The 12,584-nt window shown below is 72.1% G+C and carries 11 protein-coding genes; 6 read left to right on the forward strand and 5 right to left on the reverse strand.

Annotated elements, in window-relative coordinates:
• The first annotated feature begins 115 nt into the window (after positions 1-115).
• Entirely contained in the window at positions 116-874 is a 759-nt protein-coding gene (locus E1166_RS12170) for a neutral zinc metallopeptidase (protein WP_243710314.1), read from the forward strand.
• Positions 875-1,005: 131 nt separating this feature from the next.
• Positions 1,006-1,653: an HAD family phosphatase gene (locus E1166_RS12175; RefSeq protein WP_132263730.1), complete on the forward strand. Its 648-nt coding sequence runs from the start codon at positions 1,006-1,008 to the stop codon at positions 1,651-1,653.
• A 105-nt stretch (positions 1,654-1,758) separates the two neighbouring features.
• On the opposite strand, the gene E1166_RS12180 is transcribed toward E1166_RS12175, so the two are convergent.
• From E1166_RS12180 to E1166_RS12195, 4 genes are all read right to left on the reverse strand, one after another.
• Positions 1,759-4,314, reverse strand: a complete 2,556-nt coding sequence (locus E1166_RS12180; protein WP_132338512.1) for an ABC transporter permease — start codon at positions 4,312-4,314, stop codon at positions 1,759-1,761.
• Positions 4,314-5,081, reverse strand: a complete 768-nt coding sequence (locus E1166_RS12185; RefSeq protein ID WP_132338514.1) for an ABC transporter ATP-binding protein — start codon at positions 5,079-5,081, stop codon at positions 4,314-4,316. Before E1166_RS12185 ends, E1166_RS12180 begins: the two co-directional genes overlap by 1 nt.
• A 301-nt stretch (positions 5,082-5,382) precedes the next feature.
• Positions 5,383-6,069 (reverse strand): response regulator transcription factor, encoded by a 687-nt coding sequence (locus tag E1166_RS12190; protein ID WP_165944316.1) that lies wholly within the window; start codon positions 6,067-6,069, stop codon positions 5,383-5,385.
• 239 nt (positions 6,070-6,308) lie between these two features.
• Positions 6,309-7,226, reverse strand: a complete 918-nt coding sequence (locus E1166_RS12195) for a PD-(D/E)XK nuclease family protein (RefSeq protein ID WP_132338516.1) — start codon at positions 7,224-7,226, stop codon at positions 6,309-6,311.
• A gap of 177 nt (positions 7,227-7,403) precedes the next feature.
• On the opposite strand from E1166_RS12195, the gene E1166_RS12200 reads away from it, so the two are divergent.
• The 3 genes from E1166_RS12200 (at position 7,404) to E1166_RS12210 (ending at position 10,114) form a co-directional block, all read left to right on the forward strand.
• Positions 7,404-8,462 (forward strand): M50 family metallopeptidase, encoded by a 1,059-nt coding sequence (locus E1166_RS12200; RefSeq protein ID WP_132338525.1) that lies wholly within the window; start codon positions 7,404-7,406, stop codon positions 8,460-8,462.
• Positions 8,463-8,518: 56 nt separating this feature from the next.
• A complete protein-coding gene (locus E1166_RS12205) occupies positions 8,519-9,460 on the forward strand; it encodes a tRNA (adenine-N1)-methyltransferase (protein WP_132338527.1) in 942 nt (313 codons plus the stop codon).
• Between the two features lie 81 nt (positions 9,461-9,541).
• On the forward strand, positions 9,542-10,114 hold the full coding sequence (locus E1166_RS12210) for a hypothetical protein (protein WP_132263669.1): 573 nt from the start codon (positions 9,542-9,544) through the stop codon (positions 10,112-10,114).
• A 136-nt stretch (positions 10,115-10,250) separates the two neighbouring features.
• Here the strand turns inward: E1166_RS12210 and E1166_RS12215 are convergent, their stop codons facing one another.
• Positions 10,251-10,547, reverse strand: a complete 297-nt coding sequence (locus E1166_RS12215; protein WP_132263666.1) for a ferredoxin — start codon at positions 10,545-10,547, stop codon at positions 10,251-10,253.
• A gap of 177 nt (positions 10,548-10,724) precedes the next feature.
• Here E1166_RS12215 and arc point away from each other — a divergent pair, with 177 nt between their 5' ends.
• Positions 10,725-12,506 (forward strand): proteasome ATPase, encoded by a 1,782-nt coding sequence (arc, locus tag E1166_RS12220; RefSeq protein WP_132263663.1) that lies wholly within the window; start codon positions 10,725-10,727, stop codon positions 12,504-12,506.
• The last annotated feature ends 78 nt before the right edge of the window (positions 12,507-12,584 follow it).

The raw sequence follows: 12,584 nt of genomic DNA on the forward strand, positions 1-12,584 counted from the left end.
TGCGCGCACGGCGATGCCACGCCGTCCGCCTGTGGTCAGGGCGGCCTCCGCCCGGCATGATCGTCACGCGATACGGGTACCGGGCCGTATCGGTGAGGAGCCTGGGGAGGCAGCGGTGACGGTACGCGGGCGACGGCGGTCGCGGGGCTCACTGGCGGGTCTGGTGGCGGCCCTGGTCGCCGTCGGCTGCGCGGCCGGCGGGGTGGGGCAGGGTGGCCCGCAGCAGCCACCGAACGAGCCCCGCCCGCAGCCGACCCGTACGGCCGCCTTGCCCGACGCGTCGACCACCCGCGCCGACGGCACCACCAGCGTGGCGGAGTTCAAGGAGGACATCCAGGGCGCGGTCCGCATCGCCGAGCGCTACTGGGCCGCCCAGTTCCGGGCCTCCGGGCGGCCGTTCACCCCGATCCGCCGGATCATCCCCTACCAGCGGGAGGGGGAGGTCGCCTGCGCCGGTCAGCCGGTGCCGCGCAACAACGCGGTCTACTGTTCGGCCGCCGACTACATCGCCTACGACGTCAACTGGTCGGTGGCCGCGTTCCGGCAGGTCGGCGACGCGTTCGTGTTCTACCTGCTGGGCCACGAGTACGCCCACGGCATCCAGGTGCGCATGGGCACCCGCTACAGCTTCACCATCCAGCAGGAACTCCAGGCCGACTGCATGGCCGGGGCGTACCTGGGTGACTCGGTGCGCAACGGGCAGCTCGAACTCCAGGAGGGCGACCTGGACGAGTTCCGCGACGGGCTGCTCGCCGTCGGCGACGACCCCGACCAACCCTGGTTCGCCGAAGGGTCGCACGGTACCGCCGAACAGCGCACCGACTCGTTCTTCCGCGGCTACGAGAACTCCCTGCGCGCCTGCGACCTCGGCTGACCCCGAGCCCGCCGGTTGACCTGCGTCACTGGTGCCCGGTCCGCCCCGACGCCGCGGCCGGGGGGTTGGCAGGATCGGTGCGGTCGCCGCACCCGCAGGAGGATCCGTTGAGCAGCACACACCCCGCCGCTGTGCTCTTCGACATGGACGGCACCCTGGTCGACAGCGAGAAGCTGTGGGATGTCGCGCTGTGCGAGCTGGCCGCCGAGTACGGCGGGAAGCTGTCCGGGCAGGCCCGCCGCGCCATCGTCGGCACCAGCATGGCGGAGGCGATGCGCATCCTGCACGACGACCTCGGCCAGCCCGAGCGGGACCCGCGGGTCAGCGCCGCCTGGATCGACGCCCGCATCCTGCAGCTGTTCCGCACCGGGCTGCGTTGGCGGCCCGGCGCGCTGGCCCTGCTGCAGGCGGTACGCGCCGCGGGCATCCCCACCGCCCTGGTGACCTCCAGCGGTCGCGCCCTGGTCGAGATCGCCCTGGACACCCTCGGGCGGGACAGCTTCGACGCGGTGGTCTGCGGTGACGAGGTGGACGCCGCCAAGCCCCACCCCGAGCCGTACCTGACCGCCGCCCGGCTGTTGGACGTGCCGATCGCCCGCTGCGTGGCGATCGAGGACTCGCCGACCGGGGTGGCCAGCGCGCTCGCCGCCGGTGCGGCGGTGCTGGCGGTGCCGGCGGAGGCACCACTGCCGCCGACGGACGGCGTACACCAGGTGCAGAGCCTGACCGGTGCGGACCTGGAGCTGCTGGCGGCGCTGCTCGGCGACCCGCCGTCCTGACCGTGCCGGTTGCGGCACCTCGGGGCTGACCAGCAGTTGAGATCCCCGGGATGCCGCAGGTCGGGACGGGGCCCCGCCGGTAGCGGCGGGGCCCCGAGCGACCGGTCAGTCGTGCGCGATCGCGCCGAGCACGTTGATCCGCGCGGCCCGGATCGCCGGCAGCACCGCCGCGACCACCCCGATGATCGCGGCCAGGCCGAGGAAGAGACCCATCTGCCCCCAGGGCAGGACCAGGTCGGTGATCCCCTCGTCCTTGAGCGCCTCGACCACCGCCGCCCCGAGGCCGGTGCCGACCGCCACGCCCAGCAACGCCCCGAAGACCGAGATCACCACCGCCTCCACGGTGATCATGCGCATGGTCTGCGCCCGGCGCAGCCCGATCGCCCGCAGCAGGCCGAGTTCCCGGGTCCGTTCCAGCACCGACAGGGCGAGGGTGTTGATGATGCCCAGCACCGCGATGACGATGGCCAGGGCCAGCAGGATCTGGATCATCTGGAGCAGGCCGTCCAGTTGGCTGGTCTGCTGCTTGATGAAGGCGGCCCGGTCAGCCACCGACACCTGGGGGTTGTCGGCGAGCAACGTCTCGACCTGTGGGCGCACGTCCTCGACGCGGGCGCCGGGGGCCAGTTGCAGGAAACCCTGGATCGGCTGCGGAATGGCGAAGTCCCGCGCCGCCTGCGGCGGCAACACCACCGGGCTGGTCAGCTCGGTGCTCTGGTAGATCCCGCTGACCGTGTAGGTGCGGGCCTCGCCCCTGGACAGCTGGACGGTGACCCGCGAGCCGACCGACACGTTGCGGGACTTCGCGGTGTCGGAGCTGAACAGCATCTGGTCCGGCCCCAGCCGGCTGATGTCACCGGCGGTGGCCTTCGCGCTGAAGATCCGCTCCAGGGCGGCGACGTTGCTCGACACCGCCACCCAGGTTGCCTTGCCGTCGACCTCCGCCATGTCGCCGTACTCACCGTCGACCAGTTGGACGCCCGGGATGGCGGCGGCCTGCTCCAGCACCGCCGGGTCGAAGCTCGGCGGGCGCGGCCCGGACTGCACCCCGGAGATCACCAGCTCGGCGTTGATCTGGTCCTCGGCCAAGGCGCTGATGCTGCTCTTGGCCGAGTCGAGGATCACCGTCACGCCGGTGACCAGGGCGATGCCCACCATCAGCGCCGCCGCGGTGATCGCGGTGCGGCGCGGGTTGCGGCCGGAGTTGAGCCGGCCCAGCTTGCCCGGCACCGACCAGGCGAACACCGCCCCGAGCAGGCCGACCACCGGCCGGCTGATCAGCGGGGTCAGCAGTGCCATCCCGATGAAGGCGAGGAACACCCCGCCGAGGATGGTCTGCAGGGTGAGGTCGCCCGCGTTGCCGCTGAGCCCCAGGAACAGCAGCGTCGCGCCGATCGCGGTGACGATCCCGCCGGACACCGTGACCTTCGTCAACGGGCGGTCCGGGGTGGCCACGTCCTGCATGGCGGCGATCGGCGGGATCCGCGCGGCACGCAGCGCCGGCAGCAGCGCCGCCACCACCGTGATCACCAGACCCACCCCGAAGGCCCCGATGACCGCCGCCGCCGGCACGCCCAGCCCGGCCAGGGCGAGCCCGCCGGCCAGCTCGCCGAACAGGTACGCCAGCAGCGCGCCCACGCCGATGCCGGCGGCCAGCCCCAGCACGGAGGCGATCAGCCCCACCGCGATGGCCTCCAGCACCACCGAACCGATGATCTGCCGGCCGCTGGCTCCGATGGCCCGCATCAGGGCCAGCTCCCGGGTGCGCTGGGCCACGATGATGGAGAAGGTGTTCAGGATGAGGAAGGTGCCCACCAGCAGCGCCACGGCGGCGAAACCGAGCAGGATCTTGTTGAAGAAGGACAGCCCCTCCTTCAGACCGGCCGCGGCGTCGGCTGACATCTGCTCGCCGGTCCGCACCTGGTAGCCGTCGCCGACAGCGGCGGCGATGTCGTCGCGCAGCTTCTCCTCGCCGACGCCGTCGACGGCCTGAACGCTGATGTTGGTGAACACGTCCGGCTCACCGAGCATCAGTCGCTGCGCCACCGGGGTGGTGAAGGCGATCTCGTTGGCTCCGCCGAGGGAGTCCCGGCCACCGCTGAAGCCGAAGATCCCGACGAGGTGGAAATCTTCCTTCTTCGACTTGAAGGGGGTCTGTACGCCGACCCGGTCGCCGACCTTCACCCCCGCCGCCTGGGCGAGCGCCGCGTTGATGACGATCTCGTCGTCCGCGCGCGGCTCCCGGCCCTCGCGCAGCGTCAGCAGGTCGCTCTCGCCCAGCCAGTTCTCACCCAGCTGCGGCGGCCCGAACGAGGTGACCACCTTGCCGTTGCTGCCGATCATGAGTGCGCCGTCGGCGGCGATGATGCCGGTGGCCTCGGCCACCCCGGCAACCGTGCGGACCCGCTCCAGCAACGCGGCCGGGACGGGCGGGCTCACCGGCTCGCCCTCCAGCTCGTCGAGGGCGACCTTCGGCGTGGCGTTGACGTTGACGTCGACGCCCTCATACGCGTCGGCGAAGACCTGGTCGAAGGAGCGGCCCAGGGTGTCGGTGAGCACGAACGCACCGGAGACGAACATGACGCCCAGTACCACCGCCAGGCCGGAGAGGACGAGGCGCACCTTGCGCGCCAGCAGGCTCTTCCACGTCGCGCGGAACATCAGCGCGCCACCTCGACCGGAGTGTCGAGCTTCTTCATGGTGTCCAGCACGGTCTCGGCGGTCGGCTCGATCAGCTCCGAGACGATCTGCCCGTCGGCGAGGAAGACCACCCGGTCGGCGTACGCGGCGGCGGTCGGGTCGTGGGTGACCATGACGATGGTCTGCCCGTGCTCGCGTACCGAGTTGCGCAGGAAGTTCAGCACCTCCGCCCCGGAACGCGAGTCGAGGTTGCCGGTCGGCTCGTCGGCGAAGATCACCTCGGGGCGGGCGACCAGTGCCCGCGCGCACGCCACCCGCTGCTGCTGGCCGCCGGAGAGCTGCGCCGGACGGTGTCCCAACCGGTCCCGCAGACCGACCGTGTCGATCACCGTGTCGTACCAGGCCGGGTCGGGTTTGCGGCCGGCGATCGACATCGGCAGCAGGATGTTCTCCTGTGCGGTCAACGTCGGCAGCAGGTTGAACTGCTGGAAGATGAAGCCGACCTTGTCGCGGCGCAGCCGGGTCAGGCCGGCGTCGCCCAGCCCGGTGACGGTGGTGTCGCCGATCATCACGGTGCCCCGGGTGACCGAGTCCAGCCCCGCCAGGCAGTGCATCAGCGTGGACTTGCCCGAACCCGACGGACCCATGATCGCGGTGAACCGGCCGCGTTCGAACTCCGCGCTCACCCCGCGCAGCGCCATCACCTGCGCCTCGCCGCTGCCGTACACCTTCCACACGTCGTTGGCCCGGGCCGCGACCTGCGCCTCGCGGCCTACCGTCGCCGTCACGTCATCTACCTCTTCCGTCTGCTGCGGTCATCCCACCGCCCCCGCTGGCCGGTGGGGCCCATCCCATCCTCACCCGGGCCGGTCGGTGATCCGTCCGTCCGTGGGCTGATCTCCGGCCGGATTCCCGCTGCGGGTCGACCCCGGCGCCGACTCAGGGTTGCCCCTGAGTCGGCGGCGCCGCGGCATACCGACCGGGGGCACCGAACGCCACATCAGGCCAACTCCACGACCCCGTCTCGCGTCACGGTAGGTGACGGCCACAAACACGGCCACCGTTATCCGGGCCGCCGCGCGGCGCGGCTCAGGCCCGCGGGCGTACCAGCCCGGTCTCGTACGCCAGCACCACCGCCTGCACCCGGTCGCGCAGGCCCAGCTTGGTCAGCACATGCCCGACGTGGGTCTTGACGGTGGTCTCGCTGACCGACAGCACGGCGGCGATCTCGGCGTTGGACAGCCCTCGGGCCACCTGGACCAGCACCTCCCGTTCCCGCCCGGTCAGTACGCTCAACGCCGTCGGCGGGGCCGCGGCCGGGTCGGCTAGCACGGCGGCGAAACGGTCCAGCAGCCGACGCAGGATCCGGGGCGTCACCACCGCCTCCCCGGCGGCCACCGCCCGGACCGCGGCGACCAGATCCTCCGCCGGCACATCCTTGGCCAGCAGGCCGCTGGCCCCGGCGCGCAGCGCGCCCAGCACGTACTCGTCGAGGTCGACCGTGGTCAGCGCGAGCACCCGCACCGGCAGTCGGGCCTCGACGATCGCCCGGGTGGCGGCCGCGCCGTCCAGCCGCGGCATCCGGACGTCCAACAGCACCACGTCCGGCAGCAGCCGCCGGGCCAACTCCACGGCCTCCCGGCCGTCGCCCGTCTCGCCCACCACGTCCAGGTCCGCCTCGGCGCCCAGCACCGTCCGGAAGCCGGTCCGCAGCAGCGGCTGGTCGTCGGCGAGCAGGATCCGCACCGGACGTACCGGCATCCCGTGGTCGCTCATCGCCCTCCTGTCGTGCTGGCTGCCGCGTTGGGCACCGGCCGGCGCGGCGCAACCCCGGGGGCACCGTCGCCGGGGCGGAACGCTGCGCCGGCGCACGCCCGGTACCGGGAAACGGCCCGCAGCCTGCGAGGCGCCCCGACCCGTCACCCACGGTTGCGTGCTTGCACGCGGGATACTGCCACCAGCGCGCCAGCCGACCGATCAGGCCGCCGCCCCCGCCGGTGGGGCGGGGCTGCGGGTCACTCGTCGGCGCCGGGAGCGGCCGGGCCGGACCGGGCGTCGCGCAGCGGGTCGGGCACCGCCGCCGGCTGCGGGAACGGCGGCGGGGTGCCGCCGAAGCTCGGGCAGAGCGACTGATGGTTGCACCAGTCGCAGAGCCGGCTGGGCCGGGGCCGGAAATCCTGCCGCTGGGTGGCCTGCTCGATCGCCTGCCAGAGCGCCACCACCGTGCGCTCGAAACGCAACAGCTCCTCGGCGTCGGGGGAGTAGTCGCAGACCTCGGCGTCCTTCAGGTAGAGCAGACGCAGCACCCGCGGCACCACACCCCGGGTGCGCCACAGCACCAACGCGTAGAACTTGAGCTGGAACAACGCCCGCGCCTCGAAGGCCTCCCGGGGCGCGCCGCCGGTCTTGTAGTCGACCACCCGCAGCGCGCCGTCGGGCGCGACGTCGAGCCGGTCGAGGTAGCCCCGGATGAGCAGCTCGTCGTCGACCACCGCGGAGATCAGGCTTTCCCGCTCGGCGGGCTCCAACCGCCGTGGATCCTCCACCGCGAAGTAGCCCCGCAGCAGCGCCGCCGCCGAGCGCAGGAACTCGGCGGTGCCGGCCTCGTCGGCGGGGTCGAACAGGGCGGCCAGCTCCGGCTGCTCGGTGACCAGCCGGTCCCACTGCGGAGCGACCAGGTCACCGGCGGCATCCGGGGTGCGCCCGGGTGCCGGCAGGTCGAACAGCCGCTCCAGCACGGCGTGCACCAGGGTGCCCCGGGCCTGCTCGAGGCTGGGGCGCTCGGGCAGCCGGTCGATGCTGCGGAACCGGTAGAGCAGCGGGCAGGTCTTGAAGTCGGCCGCCCGTGACGGCGACAACGACGCCCGGACGGTGGCCGGCAGCGCGGCCGGGGCGCCAGAGCCCTGCTGGTCGGTCACCGGTTCCGCCGTCATGCCCCGAAGGGTAGGGCACCGGTGTGACAGGCCGGTCGTCGCCGCACCGGAGCATGATCCGCACCGCGTAGCATCGGGGCGGTGAGCGCCCCCGACCGATCCGCACGCCCCGCCCGTCGGCGCGGCAGCCTGGGCGTGGGCCGGGTCTGCGGGGTCCCGCTGCGGATCAACCTGTCGATGCTGCTGCTGGCGTTGCTCGTCACGGTGGTGTACGCGCGGTTCGCCGGCGAGCGGCTGGACCTGACCCCGCTGGGCGGGTTCCTGATCGGCCTCGGGTTCGTCGTCTCGCTGCTCGGGTCCGTCCTGCTGCACGAGCTGGGCCACGCGCTGACCGCCCGCCGGTACGGCATCGGCGTCCGGGGCATCACCCTCGAACTGCTCGGCGGCTACACCGAGATGGAGTCCGACGCCCCCAACCCCCGGGTCGAGCTGCTGGTGTCCCTGGCCGGGCCGGCGGTCTCGGCGGTGCTCGGCGCCCTCGGCGTCGGTGTCACCCTGGCCCTGCCCGACCGCACCCTCGCCCACCAGCTCGCCCTGCAGCTGGCGCTGAGCAATGCCGTCGTGGCGGCCTTCAACGTCCTGCCCGGGCTGCCGCTGGACGGTGGCCGGGCGCTGCGCGCGGCGATCTGGGCGGCCACCCGGGACCGGCACCGGGCCACCGAGGTGGCCGGCTGGGTCGGCCGCGCCGTCGCCGTCGGCACCGTCGGGTCGGTCGTGCTGCTCACCGTCGAGCGGATCCTGGTGCCGCTGGTGCTGCCGCTGATGCTGCTGGTCGCCGTCACGCTGTGGCGCGGGGCCGGCCAGTCCATCCGGTACGCCAGGATCAGCCGCCGGGTTCCCCTGATCGACCTGGCCCGGCTGACCCGTCCCGTCTTCGGGGTGCCCACCGGCACCCCGCTGGCCGAGGCCCAGCGCCGGCACGCCGCGCAGGCGCCCCCGGGCGCGGCGGTGGCCGTGCTCGACGGCGCCGGTCGCCCGGTCGCCCTGGTCGATCCGGCGGCGGCCGAGGCGGTGCCCCCGCCGCGCCGACCCTGGCTGGCCGTGGACGCGGTGGCCCGCTCGCTGGACCAACTGCCGGTGTTGCCGGCCGGGCTCGACGCCGAGCGGGTGTTGGCCGCCGTGCAGGCCCACCCGGCCGCACGGTACGTGGTGACGGCAGGCGAAGATGTGGTCGGCGTTCTGCACGTCGCGGATCTGGCACAGGTCCTCGAACCCACACGGAAGTTGAACAGGTGACCGCACACTCCTCCGCCCTCCCGGCCGCCCCGGACACCCTCGTCGCCGTCCCGGAACTGCCTCCGGCGCACCGGGGGCCGTTCCGCCCCGGTGACCGGGTCCAGCTGACCGATCCGAAGGGCCGGATGCACACGGTCGTCCTGGAGCCCGGCAAGGAGTTCCACACCCATCGCGGCATCCTGCGGCACGACGCGCTGATCGGTCAGCCCGACGGCAGCGTGGTGACCACCGCCGGTGGGGGGACGGCCTTCCTCGCGCTGCGTCCGCTGCTGTCGGACTACGTGCTGTCCATGCCGCGCGGCGCCCAGGTGATCTACCCGAAGGACTCGGCGCAGATCGTCGCGATGGGTGACATCTTCCCCGGTGCCAAGGTCCTGGAGGCCGGCGCCGGCTCGGGCGCGTTGAGCTGTTCGCTGCTGCGGGCCGTGGGCACCGGCGGCGAACTGCACTCGTACGAGGTGCGCGAGGACTTCGCGCAGATCGCCAGGCGCAACGTCGAGGCGTTCTTCGGCGCCCCGCACCCGGCGTGGCGACTGCACGTCGGTAATGTCGCCGACTGCGCCGAGACCGGGTTCGACCGGATCATCCTGGACATGCTCACCCCGTGGGAGACCCTCGACATGGTCGAGCGGGCGTTGCTGCCCGGCGGTGTGTTCATCGGCTACGTGGCGACCACCCCGCAGCTGTCCGAGCTGGTGGAGGCGCTGCGCGAGCGCGGCGGCTGGACCGAGCCGAGGGCCTGGGAGTCGCTGGTGCGCGACTGGCACGCCGAGGGGCTGGCCGTCCGCCCGGACCACCGGATGATCGCGCACACCGCGTTCCTCGTCTCCGCGCGTAAGCTCGCACCGGGCGTCACCGCCCCGCCGCGGCGTCGCAAGCCCAGCAAGGGCGCCGAGGCGTACGCCGAGCGCCGGCAGGCGTTGCGCGCGGCCGAGGCGGCCCGCCAGGCGGCGGCCGGCTCGACGCCGGACGCGGCCGACGGGCCGGCGCTGCCGTGACGGCGTGGCGGGACGGCTGGCAGTGATCGGGCTGATTCCGTCGGCCGGTGCGGGTCGGCGGCACGACCTGGGGGAGATGTCATGAGTCGGCCGGGTTTCGGCGGTGGGGAGTTGCCGGCCGTGTTCCCGGACTGGTCGCCCTACACCGACCTGGAGTCGGCGGCGCGGGCCTACCTGCGCGATCCGGACATCGCGCTCGAGGCGCTGGGCGGGGTGTTGCGTGGGGCGTCCGTGCTCGGTTTCACGCTGGAACGTTTCGTCAACGAGGTCAACGGCGTCTGGCAGGAGGTCGTCGTCTGCGACGGCAGCCGGCTGGTGCTGTGGCACGGTGAGGACGTGCCGCCGGGGGAGGGGCCGGCCGGCGCGATGACCTCGTCGCTACGGGTGGTGCCGGTCTCCACGGTCACCGAGGTCGGCTGCCGACGCCGGCTGACCCGAACCGACAACGGCGAGGTGCGGGTCGACAGCATCGATGTCTACCTGCTGCTCACCTCGCTGGACGAGGCGCCGCCCGGTGACGAGGTCGCGGGCGTGCCGCGGCACGACGCGCTGCGCTTCGGCAAGACGCTCGACGACGGCGGAGCCGGTCAGATCGCTCGGTTGGAGGAGTTCGCCCGGCTGGTCGCCTCGGTGGTCGGTCGCCCGGTGCTGTGACCGACGGGCCGGGGAGGCACAGTCGCCGCCGTACGCGTCGATCATGAGGTTGGCGGGGAGCGGATGTGAGATCCGCGCCGCTGGCCTCATGATCGACCACGATGTCCGGCCGTGCTGTGCCCGTCGGCGCTGGCGGTCAGTCGTCCTCGGCCTCCGGGCCGGCCACCTCGACGCCGTCGCTGTCACGCACCACGTGGATGCACTCGCCGGGGCACTCCCGCGCCGAGTCGATCACCTCGAGGCGCAGGTGCCCGGGCACGTCCACCCGGCTGCCCGGGTTCAGCCGCAGCTCGCCGTCGGGGCCCTTGACGTACGCCAGACCGTCGACGTCGAACTCGAAGACCTCCGGCGCGTACTGCACGCAGAGCCCGTCACCCGTGCAGAGGTCCTGGTCCACCCAGACCTGAAGCTGGTCGGTCGCGACCTCGGTCACGCGGCACCCCCCATGTTCTCCCGTCCCACGTTTCGACGGTACCCGAACGCCCGGACCTGCCCCTCAGGCGTCCCTTCGCGATCAAGGTTCGGTGACGAGGGCGTTGCGTAGGACCGAATGGGCCTCATAGCGGCTAGTGTTAGGGCAGAACGTTCAAGCCCCCCGGGGAGGTGGGACGTGGCACGCAGCGACGACGCGGACTCGCGCGCCGCACGGTGGGAGAAGGAAGCCCACGATCTCTCCACGCAGGTCGCGTTCCTTCAAGAGGAACTCGCTCTGGTGCGGCGCAAGTTGACCGAAAGCCCCCGACACGTCCGGCAGCTCGAAGAGCGGCTGGCGGCCACCCAGGCACAGTTGGCGCGGCTCACCGAGAACAACGACCGGCTCGTGAGCACCCTCAAGGAGGCTCGCGCGCAGATTGTGACGCTCAAGGAGGAGATCGACCGCTTGGCACAGCCGCCGAGCGGGTACGGTGTCTTCCTCTCGCGGCACGACGACGGCACGGTGGACATCTTCACCGGCGGACGCAAGCTCCGGGTGGCCGTCTCCCCCTCGCTGGACGCGACGGAGTTGCAGCGCGGGCAGGAGGTCCTGCTCAACGATGCGCTCAACGTCGTCGACGCGTTCGGTTACGAGCGGGTCGGCGAGGTGGTGATGCTCAAGGAGATCCTCGCCGGGCCGGACGGCGCACCGGGTGACCGGGCGCTGGTGGTCTCGCACTCCGACGAGGAGCGCATCGTGCACCTCGCCGAGACCCTGATCGGCGCACCGATCCGGGCCGGCGACTCGCTCATGATCGAGCCCCGCTCGGCGTACGCGTACGAGCGGATCCCGAAGAGCGAGGTCGAGGAACTGGTCCTGGAGGAGGTGCCCGACGTCGACTACACCGACATCGGCGGCCTCCAGGCGCAGATCGAGCAGATCCGCGACGCGGTGGAGCTGCCCTTCCTGCACGCCGACCTGTTCCGCGAGCACCAGCTCCGACCGCCGAAGGGCATCCTGCTGTACGGGCCGCCAGGTTGCGGCAAGACGCTCATCGCCAAGGCGGTGGCGAACTCGCTGGCGAAGAAGATCGCCGAGCGGGAGGGTAAGGAGAAGCACACCAGCTTCTTCCTCAACATCAAGGGCCCCGAGCTGCTCAACAAGTACGTCGGCGAGACCGAGCGGCACATCCGGCTGATCTTCCAACGAGCCCGGGAGAAGGCCAGCGAGGGCACCCCGGTCATCGTGTTCTTCGACGAGATGGACTCGATCTTCCGGACCCGTGGCTCCGGCGTCTCCTCGGACGTGGAGAACACCATCGTTCCGCAGCTGCTCAGCGAGATCGACGGTGTGGAGGGGCTGGAGAACGTCATCGTGATCGGTGCCTCCAACCGGGAGGACATGATCGACCCGGCCATCCTGCGTCCCGGCCGGCTCGACGTGAAGATCAAGATTGAGCGTCCGGACGCCGAGGCGGCCAAGGACATCTTCTCCAAGTACATTCTCTCCGGCCTGCCGCTGCACGCCGACGACCTGGCCGAGCACGGCGGCGACCCCCAGGCCACCGTCGCGGCGATGATCGACGCGGTGGTGCTGCGGATGTACTCCGAGACCGAGGAGAACCGCTTCCTCGAGGTCACCTACGCCAACGGTGACAAGGAAGTCCTCTACTTCAAGGACTTCAACTCCGGCGCGATGATCCAGAACATCGTCGACCGGGGCAAGAAGATGGCCATCAAGGAGTTCCTCACCTCCGGTCGCAAGGGGCTGCGCCTGCAGCACCTGCTCGACGCCTGCGTCGACGAGTTCCGCGAGAACGAGGACCTCCCCAACACCACCAACCCGGACGACTGGGCGCGCATCTCCGGCAAGAAGGGCGAGCGGATCGTCTACATCCGCACGCTCGTCTCCGGCGGCAAGGGCGCCGAGGCCGGCCGTTCCATCGAGACCGCCAGCAACACCGGCCAGTACCTCTGACCCTCGACGTACGAGAGGGACCTGCGGCACCCGCCGCAGGTCCCTCTCGTACGTCACCAGACGTTAACTGGGCCGAGG

This window comes from Micromonospora sp. KC213 (genome assembly GCF_004348325.1).
GTDB lineage: Bacteria > Actinomycetota > Actinomycetes > Mycobacteriales > Micromonosporaceae > Micromonospora.

Bases quoted from the DNA above. Each gene is read 5' to 3' on its own strand.
- E1166_RS12180 (WP_132338512.1), bottom strand. From the start codon at position 4,314: ATGTTCCGCGCGACGTGGAAGAGCCTGCTGGCGCGCAAGGTGCGCCTC.
- E1166_RS12210 (WP_132263669.1), top strand. From the start codon at position 9,542: ATGAGTCGGCCGGGTTTCGGCGGTGGGGAGTTGCCGGCCGTGTTCCCG.
- E1166_RS12195 (WP_132338516.1), bottom strand. From the start codon at position 7,226: ATGACGGCGGAACCGGTGACCGACCAGCAGGGCTCTGGCGCCCCGGCC.
- E1166_RS12190 (WP_165944316.1), bottom strand. From the start codon at position 6,069: ATGAGCGACCACGGGATGCCGGTACGTCCGGTGCGGATCCTGCTCGCC.
- E1166_RS12200 (WP_132338525.1), top strand. From the start codon at position 7,404: ATGCTGCTGCTGGCGTTGCTCGTCACGGTGGTGTACGCGCGGTTCGCC.